Annotated in this window: 14 protein-coding genes; 3 read left to right on the plus strand and 11 right to left on the minus strand. The window is 54.5% G+C overall.

Features of this window, described 5'->3' with window-relative positions; translation table 11 throughout:
- Positions 1 to 101 precede the first annotated feature (101 nt).
- The 7 genes from dedD to pdxB form a co-directional block, all read right to left on the minus strand.
- Positions 102 to 818: a cell division protein DedD gene (gene dedD, locus ACI2I2_RS11790; protein ID WP_404658075.1), complete on the minus strand. Its 717-nt coding sequence runs from the start codon at positions 816 to 818 to the stop codon at positions 102 to 104.
- A complete protein-coding gene (folC, locus tag ACI2I2_RS11795) occupies positions 808 to 2,076 on the minus strand; it encodes a bifunctional tetrahydrofolate synthase/dihydrofolate synthase (RefSeq protein WP_404658076.1) in 1,269 nt (422 codons plus the stop codon). The genes dedD and folC overlap by 11 nt, the downstream gene beginning before the upstream one ends.
- A gap of 71 nt (positions 2,077 to 2,147) precedes the next feature.
- A complete protein-coding gene (gene accD / locus ACI2I2_RS11800) occupies positions 2,148 to 3,062 on the minus strand; it encodes an acetyl-CoA carboxylase, carboxyltransferase subunit beta (RefSeq protein ID WP_330984606.1) in 915 nt (304 codons plus the stop codon).
- A gap of 175 nt (positions 3,063 to 3,237) precedes the next feature.
- On the minus strand, positions 3,238 to 3,897 hold the full coding sequence (locus tag ACI2I2_RS11805; RefSeq protein ID WP_404658077.1) for a DedA family protein: 660 nt from the start codon (positions 3,895 to 3,897) through the stop codon (positions 3,238 to 3,240).
- A 26-nt stretch (positions 3,898 to 3,923) separates the two neighbouring features.
- A complete protein-coding gene (gene truA, locus ACI2I2_RS11810) occupies positions 3,924 to 4,736 on the minus strand; it encodes a tRNA pseudouridine(38-40) synthase TruA (protein WP_404658078.1) in 813 nt (270 codons plus the stop codon).
- Complete coding sequence (locus tag ACI2I2_RS11815; protein WP_404658079.1) at positions 4,736 to 5,749, minus strand: aspartate-semialdehyde dehydrogenase; 1,014 nt, start codon at positions 5,747 to 5,749, stop codon at positions 4,736 to 4,738. Before ACI2I2_RS11815 ends, truA begins: the two co-directional genes overlap by 1 nt.
- Positions 5,750 to 5,815: 66 nt before the next feature.
- Positions 5,816 to 6,952 (minus strand): 4-phosphoerythronate dehydrogenase PdxB, encoded by a 1,137-nt coding sequence (gene pdxB / locus ACI2I2_RS11820; protein ID WP_404658080.1) that lies wholly within the window; start codon positions 6,950 to 6,952, stop codon positions 5,816 to 5,818.
- 105 nt (positions 6,953 to 7,057) lie between these two features.
- On the opposite strand from pdxB, the gene flk reads away from it, so the two are divergent.
- Positions 7,058 to 8,059: a flagella biosynthesis regulator Flk gene (gene flk, locus ACI2I2_RS11825; RefSeq protein WP_404658081.1), complete on the plus strand. Its 1,002-nt coding sequence runs from the start codon at positions 7,058 to 7,060 to the stop codon at positions 8,057 to 8,059.
- A gap of 62 nt (positions 8,060 to 8,121) precedes the next feature.
- Here flk and ACI2I2_RS11830 read toward each other — a convergent pair whose 3' ends face one another.
- Together ACI2I2_RS11830 and ACI2I2_RS11835 are read right to left on the minus strand one after the other, a co-directional pair.
- Complete coding sequence (locus tag ACI2I2_RS11830) at positions 8,122 to 9,585, minus strand: pyridoxal phosphate-dependent decarboxylase family protein (protein ID WP_404658082.1); 1,464 nt, start codon at positions 9,583 to 9,585, stop codon at positions 8,122 to 8,124.
- A gap of 17 nt (positions 9,586 to 9,602) precedes the next feature.
- Positions 9,603 to 10,985 (minus strand): diaminobutyrate--2-oxoglutarate transaminase, encoded by a 1,383-nt coding sequence (locus ACI2I2_RS11835; protein ID WP_404658189.1) that lies wholly within the window; start codon positions 10,983 to 10,985, stop codon positions 9,603 to 9,605.
- Between the two features lie 608 nt (positions 10,986 to 11,593).
- Here ACI2I2_RS11835 and lysC point away from each other — a divergent pair.
- Positions 11,594 to 12,964, plus strand: a complete 1,371-nt coding sequence (gene lysC, locus ACI2I2_RS11840; RefSeq protein ID WP_404658083.1) for a lysine-sensitive aspartokinase 3 — start codon at positions 11,594 to 11,596, stop codon at positions 12,962 to 12,964.
- 67 nt (positions 12,965 to 13,031) lie between these two features.
- Here lysC and fabB read toward each other — a convergent pair whose 3' ends face one another.
- Positions 13,032 to 14,249, minus strand: a complete 1,218-nt coding sequence (gene fabB / locus ACI2I2_RS11845; protein WP_330984615.1) for a beta-ketoacyl-ACP synthase I — start codon at positions 14,247 to 14,249, stop codon at positions 13,032 to 13,034.
- A gap of 158 nt (positions 14,250 to 14,407) precedes the next feature.
- Here fabB and mnmC point away from each other — a divergent pair, with 158 nt between their 5' ends.
- The gene (mnmC, locus tag ACI2I2_RS11850) at positions 14,408 to 16,417 is read left to right on the plus strand and encodes a bifunctional tRNA (5-methylaminomethyl-2-thiouridine)(34)-methyltransferase MnmD/FAD-dependent 5-carboxymethylaminomethyl-2-thiouridine(34) oxidoreductase MnmC (RefSeq protein ID WP_404658084.1); all 2,010 of its coding nucleotides are present in this window, start codon (positions 14,408 to 14,410) and stop codon (positions 16,415 to 16,417) included.
- On the opposite strand, the gene ACI2I2_RS11855 is transcribed toward mnmC, so the two are convergent.
- Positions 16,404 to 17,261 (minus strand): helix-turn-helix domain-containing protein, encoded by an 858-nt coding sequence (locus tag ACI2I2_RS11855; protein ID WP_404658085.1) that lies wholly within the window; start codon positions 17,259 to 17,261, stop codon positions 16,404 to 16,406. The genes mnmC and ACI2I2_RS11855 overlap by 14 nt on opposite strands.
- Positions 17,262 to 17,402 lie beyond the last annotated feature (141 nt).

The following is a 17,402-nucleotide window of genomic DNA, read 5'->3' on the forward strand; positions in this document are numbered from 1 at the left end:
TACGGCGTCCGGACTGCAGGCAGAAATAACTGGCCGGTTCTTTCTGCACGAGAGGAATAATACAAGGCCGGATAAGCGTAGCGCCATCCGGCAATTCAAAATCAGTTAGGGGTATATCCCATCACCACACCGTTCAGCCCGGACAGCTGCTTCAGTTCGCCAAGCGACCCTTTCATCTTGTCTTTTGATGCATCCGGCCCCACCAGAATACGGGTGATTTTTCCCTGCACTGGCGTAGATGGCACGGTAAAGACCCGATACCCGCCGCCGCGCAGTTTACCTACGATCTCATTGACCTTATCGGCGTTTTTCAGCGCTCCCAGTTGCACAACGTAGGCTTTGCCCGTTGGCGCTGGCTTCTCTTCCGCGACCGGCTTCTGTTGAGCAGGCGGAGGCGCTTGCGTCGCAGCCGCCAATTGCTGACTGGTGTTGTCACGCTGAGTTTTGGTTTGCGGCTGAACCTGCGGTTTTGGCGCGACAACTTTCGGCTTCGGCGGCTGTACCGGCTGGCCGTTATCATCAATATCATTTCCGCCGTTATTGGCCGCATAACGGGATGCATCAAGCGTTGGCGCCGCCGCATCACCCGCCCTCACCTCTTCTGCTGCGCCTTCAGGAGGCTGAGCAGGCAAAGCCTGGGTCACGGCTGGCAGCATATCGGGTTCATCGCGGTCGCCGGGTTTAGGGACCAGCGGGATCGCCGCAAACTCGTCCTGATAATGCTTTTTCTGACCGTCCAGCAGCCCCGGAAGCACAATCACCCCCAGCGCCACCAGCGCAATGGTTCCGACTAAACGATTTTGAAACTTACTCGCCACCGGTCTTCCTCGCGTCCATCTCTTCCATTACATGAGCCACCGTGTGGAATGAACCACACACCAGTACCGTATCTTCCGGGCGGGCCTCTGCCATCGCGGCATGCCACGCCTGCGCTACAGTGGCATAGACTGCACCCTCGCGCAAATGTTCCACCAATTGTTCCGCTGTTGCGCCGCGCGGGCCTTCCAGCGGGGCGCAGTACCAATTGTCTACGACCTCAGAGAGGCACGCCAGGGTACCGGCAATATCTTTATCATGTAGCATACCAATCACCGCGAGCGTGCGCCCACGAGCAGGCTGCATTTTCAGACGTTCCGCCAGATAGGCCGCTGCATGAGGGTTATGTGCCACGTCGAGGATCAGGCGCGGTGAGTCGCTCACAATCTGGAAGCGCCCCGGCAAAATGGCATTCTTAGTGCCCTCACGAATCGCCGTTTCACTGACGGCCAGGCCACTCGCACGCAACGCCGCCAGCGCTGTCGCGGCATTTGGTTGTGGAACTTGCGGTAACGGCAGGCCGTTCAGCTCACCGTCGGCATCTTTAAATGCCCAATCGGTATCATGAACGGTATAGTGCCAATTTACGTCGCGACGAAGCAACTGAGCGCCTTTCTCAGTCGCGACATCAGCAATACTTTGCGGCATATCGGGCTCACCCACTACGGCAGGTTTTCCACCACGGAACACGCCCGCTTTTTCGCGACCAATGCTTTCGCGATCTGGCCCCAGCCAGTCAGTATGATCAAGCGCAATACTGGTCACGACAGCCACATCGGCATCAACAATGTTCGTTGCATCCAGCCGCCCGCCTAGCCCCACTTCGAGGATAACCACATCCAGTTGCGCCTGTTTAAACAGCCACAGTGCAGAGAGCGTGCCGAATTCAAAATAGGTCAGGGAAATCTCACCGCGTGCCTTTTCAATTTCAGCGAAAGACGCGGTATGGGCAGATTCTGCAAGCTCGTTCCCCTCAACGCGCACACGTTCGGTGTAACGCACCAGATGCGGAGAACTGTAGACGCCGACCTTGTAACCCGCGGCGGTCAGTACAGATTCCAGCGTGCGGCAGGTGGTGCCCTTGCCGTTGGTTCCCGCCACCGTAAACACAAACGGCGCTGGTTTCAGCACACCCATGCGCGCGGCGACTTCGCTAACGCGCGCCAGACCCAGGTCGATGGTTTTGGTGTGCAGATGTTCCAGATAAGAAAGCCACGTGGCTAAAGGCGACGTGGCGATTGGCGTAGTTTCTTTTTCCATGATGCCCGCGACTGTTAACGGTTAACACAAGCAAAAAGGGCAGCGCCGTTTGGCCCTGCCCTTTTCATTTATCAGGCCTCAGGTTCCTGATCCGGTACCGGCGGTACCGCCACGGCTTCGCGCGGCTCTTCCGGGTTCGGTGCCGGGAGATTCATCAGCTTCGCCAGAATGCTGGCAAGCTTGAAACGCATCTCAGGACGGCGAACGATCATGTCGATTGCGCCTTTTTCAATCAGGAACTCACTGCGCTGGAAGCCCGGCGGCAGTTTTTCACGTACGGTCTGTTCGATAACGCGAGGACCGGCAAAACCGATCAGCGCTTTTGGCTCAGCAATGTTGAGATCGCCCAGCATTGCAAAGCTTGCCGATACGCCGCCCATGGTTGGGTCGGTCAGTACGGAGATGTACGGCAGACCACGTTCCTGCATTTTCGCAAGCGCTGCGGAGGTTTTTGCCATCTGCATCAGCGACATCAGCGCTTCCTGCATACGGGCACCACCGGAAGCGGAGAAACAAACCATTGGGCAGTTGTTTTCCAGCGCGTATTCAACGGCACGGACAAAACGCGCACCGACGACAGAGCCCATTGAGCCGCCCATAAAGGAGAACTCAAAAGCTGCTGCGACAATTGGCATGTCAAACAGCGTGCCTTTCATCACCACCAGCGCGTCTTTCTCGCCAGTTTCTTTCTGCGCAGACGCCAGGCGGTCTTTGTATTTTTTGGAGTCACGGAACTTAAGCAGATCTTTCGGCTCAAGCTCGCTACCCAGTTCCACCAGTGAGCCTTCATCCATCAGGCTATGCAGGCGATTACGCGCCGACATACGCATATGATGGTCACACTTAGGGCAAACCTCCAGGTTGCGTTCCAGCTCGGCACGGTACAAGACCTGGCCGCAGCTGTCACACTTGGTCCATACCCCTTCAGGAATGCTCGCCTTACGGGTGGGGGCTATGTTGCTTTTAATTCGTTCAATCCAGCTCATTGATAACCTTTCTGCCTGAACCTGGTCGATACCAGTTTTTGCTGTAAGCGGCGAATAATGCCATTTTTAGGGCTTACAGACCATGAAATGTTGCACATTAAAACATAAGAGACCTGAACATGGGATAAAAAAGTGGTCGAACCGGTGACACTTCTCCCCTGTTCAGGCCCTGTGGTTATTTAGCCTGTTTTGCCGCCGCACGCTTATGGCGGATGATTTCAATCACCCCAGGCAGAATCGACACCACAATAATGGCGACAATCAGCAGCTTCAGATTTTCTTGCACAATCGGCAAGTCACCGAACAGATAGCCCGCGTAAGTAAACAGCAACACCCACAGCAGCGCACCAATCACGTTGTAAGCCGCAAAATGACGATAGGACATGTGTCCCATTCCCGCGACAAACGGAGCAAAGGTTCGAACGATTGGCACAAAACGCGCCAGGATAATGGTCTTGCCGCCGTGCTTCTCGTAAAACTGGTGGGTTTTATCAAGATAGCTGCGACGGAAAATTTTGGAGTTCGGGTTGCTGAATAGCTTCTCACCGAACAGCCGACCGATAGTGTAGTTCACCGCATCGCCCACGATCGCGGCGATAATCATCAACACCACCATCATGTGAACGTTCAAATCGTTGGAAGGCAACGCCGCGAGCGCACCCGCAACAAACAGCAGGGAATCACCAGGCAGGAACGGTGTCACCACCAGCCCGGTTTCACAGAACAAGATCAAGAACAGAATAGCGTAAACCCAAACGCCGTACTGAGCGACCAGCTCGGCGAGGTGCACATCAATATGCAAAATAAAATCAATCAAAAAGCGAATGAGATCCATAGTGGCTTAACCTTATGTGACTGCAATCAGTCCGCTAAAAACAGCGGGCCCATAGGCGGCTTGGGAAGGTCGAACCGTTCCGGGTAATCCACCGACACGAGATACAACCCTTCCGCTTTTGCCGTTGCTGCCGCCAGCGTTCTGTCCTTCGCGGCCAACAGCTCTGCAATCCAGCTCTCTGGCTGGTTTCCGGCGCCCACTTCCATCAGGCTGCCCACAATATTCCGCACCATATGATGAACAAAAGCGTTAGCTTTGATATCCACCACCACATATGCACCGTAACGTTCAACGTTAATGTGCATCACGTTTCGCCATGGCGTGCGCGACTGACACTGCACGGCCCGAAACGAGGTAAAGTCATTCTCACCAAGCAAACTTTGCGCAGCGCGTTGCATACGCTCCGCATCCAGCGGCTGGTGATAATGCGTCACGCCCTGACTTAACACCGCCGGACGCAGACGATGATTGTAGATGACGTAGCGGTAACGGCGCGCGGTGGCACTGAAGCGTGCGTGAAAATCGTCGGGCACATGTTTCACCCAACGCACCGCGATGTCTCCAGGCAAATTCGCATTTACCCCGAGCGTCCACGCCACATCTTTACGGTCGGCCGTCGTTTCAAAATGCACGACCTGACCGGTGCCATGAACGCCTGCATCGGTACGCCCTGCGCAAAGCACGTTGATAGGCTCATTTGCCACTTTGGAGAGCGCTTTCTCAAGCTTCTCCTGCACGCTGCGCACTTCGTTTTGACGCTGCCAGCCGTAGTATTTGCTGCCGTCGTACTCGATACCGAGCGCGATTTTAAAGCGTGGCAGCGATTCCACTTCAGACATCAGTACATATACTCCTGAACCAGTTTTTCCGCGATTTTCACGGCCATCAGCGCGCCGCCAAAGCGAACGTTATCGGCGACAGACCAGAACTGAATCTGCTCTGGCATACCGTAATCGTTTCGGACACAGCCCACAGACAGATGCGCACTGCCGGAAGCATCGCCCACCTGAGTCGGGAACTCCTGCTCTTCAGACAGCGCGATGTCTTCAGCACGAGTGAACGCATCGCGAGCTTCTTCTGCCGCCAGCGGACGCATCGCTTCAAAGCTCACCATCTGCGCATGACCGTAGAACACCGGTGCGCGCACACAGTTTGCCGAAATCATCAGCCCTTCGTCCTGCAGGATTTTTCGAGTTTGTTCCACAATGCGACGCTCTTCTGGCACGCTGCCTTCGCGATCGGGCAGCATCGGCAATACGTTGAACGCCAGCTGTTGGCCGAAGAAATCGTCTTCATCAATAGGAATGCCGTTCAGCAATTTGGCGCTTTGGCCTGCCAGGGCATCCACCGCTTTCTTACCCTGCGCAGAAGCCGACATCAGGTTAGTGACGCTGATACGTGACAGGCCACCCACATCAATCAAGGGTTTCAGCGCCACCAGCATCTGGCTGGTCAGGCTGTCCGGTACGGCAACAATATTGCGGTTGCGGTATTCATCCAGCACAAACGGGTTCACTTCCGGCACCACCAACGGCACGTCAGGCTCAAGCGCGAAAAGCCCGCTCAAATCGATAACCAGACAGCCTGCGTTGGTGGCTTCATCAATATAGGTTGCCGACGCTTCAGCGCCTGCGGCAAAGAACGCTAACTGCACCTGGGTCCAGTCAAATTCAGCGACATCCTGCACGCGCACGGTTTTCCCTTCGAAACGCAGAGACTCGCCCGCGCTTTCACTACGCGCCAGACCATAAAGGTCACCCACCGGGAACTGACGCTCCGCCAGCGTTTCAAACAGGGCATGGCCTACAGCGCCCGTTGCGCCCAGTACGGCAATATTCCAGCCTTCAGACATGGTGGTTTACTCCAGAAATAATTAGCCGCCCTGTCGGAGTATCCAACAGGGCGTATTAAGAAGACATTAATGAGCGGCGTGATGCACAGCGTTAAAGCCCAGTTTTTTGAGGAGCGTCGCCGTCTGCGCATCGTCGCACAGGACGTTCAGCGAGGACCATTCACGGCGCTCAAGGTAGTTTTTACGCAGCTTGTCGAATTCACCAGGAACCCCGGCGACTTTCCGCAGCGGTGCATCATCGCGGCGCACATCATACACCAAATGGACCAGCCTTTTTAGCGTTGGCTGATCCAGCGCCCCATGCAGCGTAATGCGGCCAAATTCAGGCGCAGGCAGCAGCGTATCTAAGGATACCTGATGGGGCTTGCCGATGAACTTACTGTAAGCTTCAAACACCTGCGTGGTACCGCGAGCTTTGCCTTCCAGCGTATAACCGGCGATATGAGCAGTGCCGATATCCACCCGATTCAGCAGTTCAGTATTCAGTTCTGGCTCCGGCTCCCAGACGTCCAGCACCACGCTGAGTTTTTGCCCGGCTTTCAGGCATTTCAGCAGCGCGGCATTATCGACCACCGGACCACGGCAGGCATTAATCAGAATTGAGCCAGGTTTAAGGCGGGAGATCAGCGCTTCGTCGGCAAGATGCAACGACTGATAAGGGCCGTCTTTGAACAGCGGCGTATGGAAAGTCAGAATATCCGCTTCCTGCACCAGTTCATCCAGAGTGCGAAAATCCCCTTCGTCACCGCGATCGGCACGCGGTGGATCGCAAAGCAGCGTGCGGATGCCCAACGCTTCCAGACGTTTTTGCAGACGCCCGCCGACGTTACCCACGCCGACAATCCCCACGGTGCGATCTGCCAGCGCGAAACCATCACGCTCCGCCAGCATCAGCAGCGAAGAGAAAACATATTCAACCACCGCAATCGCATTGCAGCCCGGTGCAGCGGAAAAACCAATGCCCGCCTCAGCCAGCCACTTATCATCCACATGATCGGTCCCCGCCGTGGCGGTGCCGACAAATTTAATCCCCTTTCCGGCCAGCAGCGCTTCATTCACTTTCGTGACCGAACGCACCATCAGCGCGTCAGCGTCATCGAGTTCATGCTGTGGAATGGGACGGCCGGGAACCGCCTTAACTTCACCCAAACGGCTAAAAAGCTCGCGGGCGTAGGGCATATTTTCATCAACAAGGATTTTCACGGTACAGTACCTGTCTGAAGCGAGAGTTAACCGGGGAAGTGTGCCATAATCTTGCCGCCAGGAACACTGAGCCTTGAGAACACCGACGGACATTCAGGATTTATCATGACGCAACCCATTTCAGGTCTGCCCGCCCGCCCTCCGGGGGAAGGAACAGCAACAAACACTATCGGCGAACAGCCGCTCTCCACCCAGCAGCGCACCGTGCTTGAAAGGCTGATTACGCGTCTTGTCGCGTTGACCTCACAGCAAAGCGCAGGCGTGTGGGCGGCGATGAAGCACGATTTAGGCCTGAAAAATGATGCGCAGCTTCTGTCGAAGCACTTCCCTGCCGCAGAGCAAAACCTGAACCAGCGTCTGGAAAGCGCACAGCAAACGCGCACCGTACGCCAGGTGGTTGCCCAGTTAACCGAATTGCTGAGCCAGGGGAACAATCGCCAGGCGGTGAGCGATTACATTCGCCAGCAGTACGGTCAAACCGCGCTGAGCCAGCTCACGCCGGACCAACTGAAGAACGTCCTGCAACTTCTGCAAAGCAATCAGCTTGAAATTCCTCAGCCACAGCAGCGACCAGGCACCACGCGGCCTCTGCAACCGGCAGAGCACAACACGCTTAATCAGATGGTCAACAAAGTGGCTGCCGCGACGGGCGAATCCAGCAAGATAATCTGGCAGTCGATGCTGGAGCTGTCTGGCGTCAAAACTGGCGAGCTGATTCCGGCTAAACACTTCAACCAGTTGATGACATGGCTGCAGGCTCGCCAGACGTTAAGCGATCAAAAAGCGCCGACGCTGAATAGCCTTCAGGCCGCGCTGAAACAACCGATGGAACCGCAGGAGTTTTCCGCGCTGCGTGACTATGCCCAGCAAAACTGGCAGGCTACGCCGCAAACTATTCTCACACCAGCGCAGGTGCAGGATTTGCTGAATCAGGTGTTCCTCAAGCGCGTAGAGCGTTCGCAAGATACGCTCGATATCAGCCATATTCAGCCAATTTACAGCCCGTTCACGCCATTCATTGAGAACTTAAAAGCGATGTCAGCCCGTCCAGGCCTGATGCTCGTCATGCTGTTAGTCGTGATTTTCCTGCTGTGGATAGTTATCTGACACCCATAAAAAAACGCCAGCGCCGATGAGTCACCGTGCGCTGGCGTTCTACTGACAGGCTATTAAGCGTTCAGCAGCTGTTTCGCCGTCTGTTTAACGCTATCCAGCAGAACCTTAATATCTTCAAGGCAGACAGTCGGGTTCAGCAACGTCATCTTCAGGCAAGTCACGCCGTCCGCTTCCGTTACCCCAACATTCGCGCTGCCAGAGGCCAGCAGGACATCCCCGATACGCTGGTTTAACAGCGCCACAAACGCAGTATCTTTCTGCTCTGGACGGAAGCGGAACAATACACTTGCCAGTTGAGGCGTCATTACCAGCTCAAGTTCCGGCTGAGCCTGCACATATTCCGCAACCTGCTGTGCCAGCGTCACACCGTTATCGATGATCCCGGCGTACTGCTTTTTGCCCAGCGCTTCAAGACCCATCCACAGCTTCAGGGCATCAAAACGACGCGTAGTTTGCAGTGACTTCGACACCAGATTCGGCACCCCGTGCTCTTCGTCAAAATCAGAGTTCAGGTAAGCCGCCTGATAGCGCATCAGCTCATAATGACGCGCGTCTTTTAACAGGAAAGCGCCGCAGCTGATGGTCTGGAAGAATTGCTTATGGAAATCGAGCGTGACGGAATCAGCGCTTTCCAGGCCATCCAGATAATGACGATACTTCTCTGAAAGCAGGAGTGCCCCGCCCCAGGCCGCATCAACATGCACCCAGATATTTTCTTTCGCTGCCAGAGCAGTAATTTCTGGCAGCGGATCAATGGCACCGGCGTCGGTCGTCCCCGCGGTGGCCACAATCGCCATCACCTGCTCGCCATTGTCCTTCGCCTGCGCCAGTTTGGCTTTAAGGTCATTGATGTCCATCCGCGAGAATGCGTCGGTCTCGACCTGAACCACAGACTGATAGCCCAGCCCCATTAAAGCCATGTTCTTTTGCACCGAGAAGTGCGCTTCTTTAGAACAGAACACTTTAATTTTACTGAGATCGCCGGTCAGGCCATGCTGCTGTACCGAGTGACCCTTGCCAGCAAAAAAGGCATCGCGTGCCAGCATCAGGCCCATCAGGTTGCTTTGCGTGCCGCCGCTGGTGAACACACCCGCATCGCCCGCGCTGTAGCCAACCTGCTCACGCAGCCACTCAATGAGCTTGATCTCAATCAGAGTCGCCGACGGGCTTTGGTCCCAGGAGTCCATGCTCTGGTTGGTGGCGTTGATCAGGACTTCCGCAGCCTGGCTGATCACCAGGCTTGGGCAGTGCAGATGCGCCACGCACTGCGCGTGGTGCACCGACAGGCTGTCTTTAAGGAAATATTCTACTGCCCGCGCAATGGTGGCCTCGTTACCGAGGCCTTCCTGCGTAAAGGAGAGCTGAATGCGCTCGCGCAGTTGGTCAACGGTTTTGCCCTGATACATCTCAGGCTGCTTCAACCATTCCACGACAGCGCGCGTACTCTGCTCAATCGCCTGCTGGTAGGCCGCAATACTTTGCGCCGACCCGGACAGAATTGGATTTACGTCTGACATTTTGCTCTCGACTCCGATTAAACCGGCTTCACGCCAGCGTCCAGCAGGGCGTTCTCGAATTTATCGAGGAAGATTTCCAGCTCGCCCTGGGTGATCAGCAGTGAAGGCAGCAGACGCAGAACACAACCGTTGCGACCACCACGCTCCAGGATCAGACCAGATTCGAAGCATTTTTTCTGCAGCAATGCGGAAAGTTCGCCGTCTGCCGGGAAGCAGCCCATGTGATCCTGCGCTTCGTTTGGTTTGACGATTTCGATGCCAATCATCAGGCCCAGACCACGAACGTGACCGATAACAGGGTAACGTTTCTGCAGTTCTTTCAGTTTGCCTTTCAGCCACTCGCCTTTGGCGGCGACTTGACTGGCAATCCCTTCATCTTTCAGGATTTTCAGCGTGGTCAGGCCCGTTGCCATCGCCAGTTGGTTGCCACGGAACGTGCCGGTGTGGTGCCCTGGAGACCAGGCATCAAACTGCTTTTTAATGCCCAGCACTGCCAACGGCAGACCGCCGCCGACCGCTTTTGACATCACAATGATGTCGGGCTCAATGCCTGCGTGTTCGAAGGCGAAGAATTTGCCAGTACGGGCAAAACCAGCCTGAACTTCGTCGATAATCAGCAGAATGCCGTGTTCCTGAGTCACTTTGCGAATACGCTGCAGCCACTCAGCCGGAGCCGGATTCACGCCGCCTTCACCCTGCACCGCTTCGAGGATCACTGCGGCAGGTTTACGTACACCGCTCTCAACGTCGTTGATCAGGTTGTCGAAATAGTAAGTCAGCGCTTTCACACCCGCTTCACCGCCAATGCCCAGCGGGCAGCGGTATTCATGCGGATAAGGCAGGAATTGCACTTCCGGCATCATGTTGCTGACGGCTTCTTTCGGCGACAGGTTTCCGGTAACAGAAAGCGCGCCGTGAGTCATACCGTGATAGCCGCCGGAGAAGCTGATAACACCGGAGCGACCGGTGACTTTTTTCGCGAGCTTCAGTGCAGCTTCGACCGCATCCGCACCGGATGGTCCGGTGAACTGCAGGCAATATTCGCGGCCCTGGCCCGGCAAAAGGGAGAGCAGATAAGCGGAAAACTCATCTTTTAACGGGGTTGTAAGATCAAGGGTATGTAACGGTAAGCCACTTGTGATGACACGTTGAATGCTTTGCAGCACATCGGGATGGTTATGACCAAGCGCCAGAGTGCCGGCACCGGCAAGACAGTCAAGATATTGATTATTTTCCACATCGGTTATCCAGACGCCCTGCGCTTTGGCAATCGCCAATGGCAGTTTACGCGGATAGCTCCTGACGTTAGATTCAAACTCAGCTTGTCTTTTTAAATAGACATCATTGCTTTGCGGGAAGGAAGTAGCACTTAAAGTATCAATACGGACTTTATCCGTCATCATATCACTCCTACAACCGCGGCTGATTAATCGCCGGATTGAATAATGGTTTAAGGTTTACCTAAAAAAGGCGCGGCTAATATAAGGCGTTTTGTTTTCTGGCTCAATCTTTATTTTTTCGCATTTGAAAGCAAAAATTAACCTTTAAAATCAATAGCAAACACAAGCTATATTAAGGAAGGATTCTTCTCGTTTGATTTTTTTAGGTTATTTAACGCAGCGAGAACGTCCGACCACTTCTACAAAACCACACCAAGTTTACGGATCAATGAATATTTTACGAATATTTACTCTGCCCCGCTTCGTTTTGGCGCATCAGGGGGCTGTTTTCTAACAATTAATACGAATAACGAATAAATTTATCGCATCGAAACAAGAATTAACTTACTATCTCGCGGCTTTAATACGGCCCGTGTGGCTGTAATAAAAATTAATGCGCATACACCGGTAACGAGTAACGGCGAAACACGTTATCGACAACAGGAAAATTTTCCTGGGTTGTCACCAGAGAACTCCGCGGGCGGAGCTCTCGTAAGGCAAAACACATTGCCTTATGCCAGGAATGAAATTTTCTGCCATCGGTGATGGCGCCCTGATATGAGATTGTTATGACACGCATTTATCCACCTTTTGTCGTGGCCAAATTCGGCGGCACAAGCGTCGCTGATGCCGACGCGATGAACCGCAGTGCCGCGATTGTTCTCGCAGACAAGCAAGTCCGAGTGGTTGTTTTATCGGCCTCTTCCGGTGTGACCAACCTGCTGGTCGCCCTTTCTGAAGGCCTGGACGACCCACAACGCCAGGACAAAATCGAGACGCTTAGAGCCCTTCAGCACAAGATTCTTTCTTCCCTGAAACAGCCTGCCACTGTTCGTCAGAAAATTGACGCGCTGCTCGACAGGATCTCCACGCTGGCGCAAATCGCAGCCACCACGCCTTCTGCTGAGCTCAGTGATGAACTCGTCAGTCATGGCGAGTTGTTGTCCAGCCTGCTGTTTACGGAGATATTGCGTGAACGCGGTGCCAACGCTCAGTGGCTTGACGCCCGTGAGGTTATCCGTACGGATGCGCATTTTGGCTGTGCCGAACCCGACGTCAACGTTATCGCGCAACAGGCAAAAACTCAGGTTTTACCGCACATCGAGCACGCGGTTGTCGTCACTCAAGGGTTTATTGGCAGTGATGCCGAAGGCCGCACAACGACGCTCGGGCGCGGCGGCAGTGATTACACCGCCTCCTTGCTTGGGGAAGCTTTACAGGCCAGCCGAGTGGATATCTGGACCGATGTGGCCGGGATCTACACCACCGACCCGAGGATCGTTCCGCAGGCTCAGCGCATTGATACGATCTCGTTCTCCGAAGCCAGCGATATGGCGGCCTATGGCGCTAAAGTACTGCACCCCGCCACACTCCTGCCTGCCATGCGCAAGAATATTCCTGTCTTTGTTGGCTCCAGCAAAAATCCGTCTGCGGGTGGAACGCTGGTGTGTTGCGAAACAGAAGAGGTTCAGCGCTACCGGGCCATTGCCGTGCGTCGTAAGCAGACACTTGTCAAATGCCGCCGCCCGGATAGCCTGCCTGTTTCCGACTTCAACGCGAAAATGTTCAGCCTTTTAGCGCAGAGCCAAATTGCGACCGACCTGGTGACGACAGCCGAAACCGGCATGGCATTAGTGCTGGACGCTACCCACGCCACATCCGGTGATGACAACGAACTTATCGCCACGCTGCACGCGGCACTCTCTGCGCATTGCACTCTGGAAGTTGAAACCGGGCTGGCATTGATGACTCTGGTTGGCCATCAGCTTTCGCAGTCGGCGGGCGTCTGTCAGGACGTGTTCTCTGAATTGGATGAGTGTGCGGTTCGCATGATTTGTCAGGGCGCTTCTGAGAGTAACCTGAGCTTCCTGCTTCCAGGTGATGCGGCAGATAACGCGGTCAAAGCTTTACATCGCCAGCTTTTCGAGCGAGTAGCCTGATTCTTCGCAGACTGTAGACGTAAAAAAAGGAGCCGAATGGCTCCTTTTTCATTATCCGGCGTAGTGATTACGCTTTCAGTTTACGCATCACCAGCGTGGCGTTGGTGCCGCCGAAACCGAAGCTGTTAGACATCACGGTGTTTAGCGCCTGCTCGGTTGGCTTGGTCACGATGTTCAGGCCAACAGCCTGTTCGTCCATCTCTTCGATGTTGATGCTTGGTGCAACAAAACCGTGCTCCAGCATCAGCAGGGAGTAAATCGCTTCCTGCACGCCAGCGGCACCCAGAGAGTGACCTGTCATCGCTTTGGTTGCGGAGATAGCTGGAGTGTTGTCGCCAAAGACTTCACGGATAGCGCCCAGTTCTTTCACGTCGCCGACTGGCGTAGAAGTACCGTGGGAGTTCAGATAGTCGATTGGGGCATCCAGGCCTTCCATCGCCATCTTCATGCAGCGCACTGCGCCTTCACCGGATGGAGCAACCATGTCTGCGCCATCAGAGGTTGCGCCGTAGCCAACCACTTCAGCGTAGATGTGTGCGCCACGAGCCAGAGCGTGTTCCAGTTCTTCAACCACAACCATACCGCCGCCGCCTGCGATAACGAAGCCGTCACGGCTCGCATCATAAGTACGGGAAGCTTTTTCTGGGGTTTCGTTGTACTTGGTAGACAGCGCGCCCATCGCGTCGAATTCACAGGCCATTTCCCAGCACAGCTCTTCGCCGCCGCCAGCAAACACGATGTCCTGTTTGCCCAGCTGAATTTGCTCAACTGCGCTGCCGATGCAGTGTGCAGACGTCGCGCAAGCAGAGCTGATGGAGTAGTTTACGCCGTGAATTTTGAACGGGGTGGCGAGGCAAGCAGAAACCGCAGAGGCCATCGCTTTAGTGACCACATAAGGGCCGACTGCTTTCAAGCCGCGCGGGCTACGCATTGCGTCTGCACCGAACACCTGAGATTTTGAAGAACCGCCAGATCCGGCAATCAGGCCCACACGTGGGTTGTTCTGATAGACCTCTTCTTTCAGCCCGGCGTCTTCAACAGCCTGCTGCATAGAGAGGTAAGCGTAGATAGAGGCATCGTTCATGAAACGGACCACTTTACGGTCAATCAGACCGGTGGTGTCCAGTTTGACGTTACCCCACACGTGGCTACGCATTCCAGAATCTTTGAATTCTTGAGAGAAAGTGATCCCCGAGCGTCCTTCACGCAGAGATGCCAGGACTTCCTGCTGGTTGCTACCGATGCTGGAAACGATGCCCAGGCCAGTAATCACTGCACGTTTCATTCAATACCTCTGTAAGTCGCACTATTTTAAGTTTCGAGTCGCAAGATAGCGTACACTTGTACGCCGAACAAGTCCGATCAGCCAATTTATGTATAAATTTGCGCCTTCAGGCACACATCGCTAAGATCGCCGCACGCCTTGCATTGCGAGTAACTTACGTGAAACAAAACGCCATACAACCTGCCAACCTTGAATTTAACGCTGAGGGTACACCTGTTTCCCGAGATTTTGATGATGTCTATTTTTCCAACGATAACGGTCTGGAAGAGACCAGATACGTGTTTCTCGGAGGAAACCGGATACCCGAACGTTTTGCTGCTCACGACCGGGCCCATTTCGTGGTTGCCGAAAGCGGATTCGGTACAGGATTGAATTTCCTCACGCTCTGGCAGGCGTTTTCAGAATTTCGCCGCACATCCCCGCAGGCTACGCTGCAAAGATTACATTTCATCAGTTTTGAAAAATTCCCGCTGCGTGCCGATGACCTGAAACTCGCTCATCAGCACTGGCCTGAACTGGACAGTTTTGCAACGCAGCTTCAGGCGCAGTGGCCACTGCCGTTCTCTGGCTGCCACCGCCTGCTTTTGGAGGGCGGAAATGTCACGCTCGACCTGTGGTTTGGCGATATTAACGAGCTGGTAGATACGCTGGACGACTCGCTTAATCAGCAGGTCGATGCCTGGTTCCTGGATGGCTTTGCTCCCTCGAAAAACCCGGATATGTGGACGCCGACGTTGTTCAATGCCATGGCGAGGCTGGCACGTCCGGAGAGCACGGTGGCAACGTTTACCTCCGCAGGCTTTGTGCGTCGGGGTCTGAATGAGGCCGGTTTTAGCATGAAGAAAACCAAAGGCTTCGGGCGTAAACGAGAAATGCTGACCGGGCAGCGGAATATTTCTCAACCAGCCCAAAGCAAAACGCCGTGGTTTGCCCGCACGGGCAGCACAGCGAAAGAGACCGCCATCGTCGGCGGCGGCATTGCCAGCGCCCTGCTCTCTCTTGCACTTTTGCGACGTGGCTGGAAGGTGACGCTCTATTGTGAAGACGAGATGCCTGCGCAAGGGGCTTCCGGCAATCGTCAGGGCGCGCTTTATCCCTTGCTTAGCGCTCACGACGCCGCGCTGGAACAATTCTTCCCCGCCGCTTTTACCTTTGCTCGTCGGTATTACGATTCGCTGCCTCTCGACTTTGATCATGAGTGGTGTGGCGTCACTCAACTGGGCTGGGATGAGAAAAGCGCTAAGAAAATAACCAACATGCTGGCGCTGGGCCTGCCCGAAGAAATTGCTGTTGCGATTTCAGCAGAGCAAGCGAATGACATGACAGGCGTGGAAACAGGCTGTGGCGGCATTCATTATCCACTCGGCGGCTGGTTGTGCCCGGCTCAGTTAACGGCGAATGCGCTGGAACTTGCGCGTCAGCAAGGTCTGAACGTGCACTGGAATCACCGTTGTGCACAGCTTGTGGCTGACGACAAGGGCTGGAACCTGCATTTTGCTAACGGCGAAAACGTTCATCATGCCAGTGTGGTGCTGGCAAACGGACACAAGATCCATCAGTTTAGCCAGACCGAAGAGCTGCCCGTCTATGCTGTTGGCGGTCAAGTGAGCCATATTCCCACCACACCTGCTTTAGCAAAACTTCGCAATGTGCTTTGTTATGACGGCTATCTGACCCCGCAGGATCCTCACCATCAACAACACTGCATCGGCGCCAGCTACCATCGTGGCAAGGCAGAGATGCACTACAGTGATGAAGATCAACAGCAAAATCGCCAGCGTCTGCTCGATTGTTTCCCTGAAGCGGAATGGGCAAAAGAGGTGAATGTCAGCGCCGGTGACGCTCGCTGCGGCGTGAGATGTGCCACACGCGATCATCTGCCAATGCTTGGCAATGTGCCAGATTATTCGCGAACGCTGGACACTTACGTCAGCCTGGCTGAGAACAGTGAAAATGCGCCGCCTGCGCCTGTGCATGAAAATCTGTTCATGCTGGCTGCACTGGGTTCCCGTGGTTTGTGTACTGCGCCATTGACAGCCGAAGTGCTGGCGGCACAAATGAGCCATGAGCCGTTACCGCTCAATAGCATCACGCTTGCGGCACTCAATCCAAATCGCTTGTGGGTCAGGAAACTGCTGAAAGGCAAAGCCGTGCTCAAAGCAGGCTGATGCGCTGCCGTGCCTGCTTGCGGTACTGCAACGGCGTCTGGCGCATCATGCGTTTAAAACAGGTGATAAAGTAGGTTGTTTCCTGAAAACCTACTTTCACCGCGATCTCCTCCACGCTCATTTCGCTGGTGCGCAGCAAATCACAGCTGCGCTTTAACCTTCGCGTCAGCAAATATTCGTGAATACTGCCGCCCGTCTGCTGACGAAAAATGCGTGAGGTGTAGCTGCGGGACAAGCCGATGTCTCGCGCTAAGTCCTCCAGCGAAAACTTCTCTCCGTAGTGTTTTTCCAGCCACTGCATAATTTGCGCTGAAGCCGTTTGCTGCTGCGGCGTGCTGATCGTCGGTTGGGCCGGAAGCAAAGACAAAATTTGCATCACCAGAAACGCGACTTCATCCGCCGGATAATGTTCCCGTGACTCCAGCGCAGCAAACTGCGCCAGTACGGTTTCCATATACGCGGCATGTTCCCCTAAATCATAAGCCTGAGCGGGCGCGCTGGTCGCCGCCAGATGAGCAAACTGCGCCTGAAAACGAGGAAACTGTTGCAGGTTACTTTCGACGGCGGATTGCTCGATATGCATCGTCGAACGGTGGTAATGATTGTGCTCGTTCTCGTCGACATGCACTTTGTGCAACCGAAAGGGCGGGAAGATAAACAGACGACCGGGGCGCGCGGTGTAATGCTGATTATCGACCACCACGATGCCATAACCCTTAGAAATATAAAGAAACTCTACGCACTGATGCCAGTGATAGTAAAGCGCGCTCGACCCTCTCATCCGGTTGAATGAGATAGCCTGATGTTCAAGCGTTATCCGTTCCAGTAATTGCGCATCGCCCATCCGCTCACCATGACAACAGAATTAAATTTTTAGCCTACGGTTTGCAATTTATTGCCCTGTTTGGCGGGAAAATCCAGTGAAGTTGAAATGGCGGTTCATTTTTGTGAAGCGGCTCACTCAGCGCAGGAAAGAAAAGCGGCT

It is taken from the genome of Scandinavium sp. NPDC088450, from assembly GCF_044900545.1.
In the GTDB taxonomy this organism is placed as follows: Bacteria; Pseudomonadota; Gammaproteobacteria; order Enterobacterales; family Enterobacteriaceae; genus Scandinavium.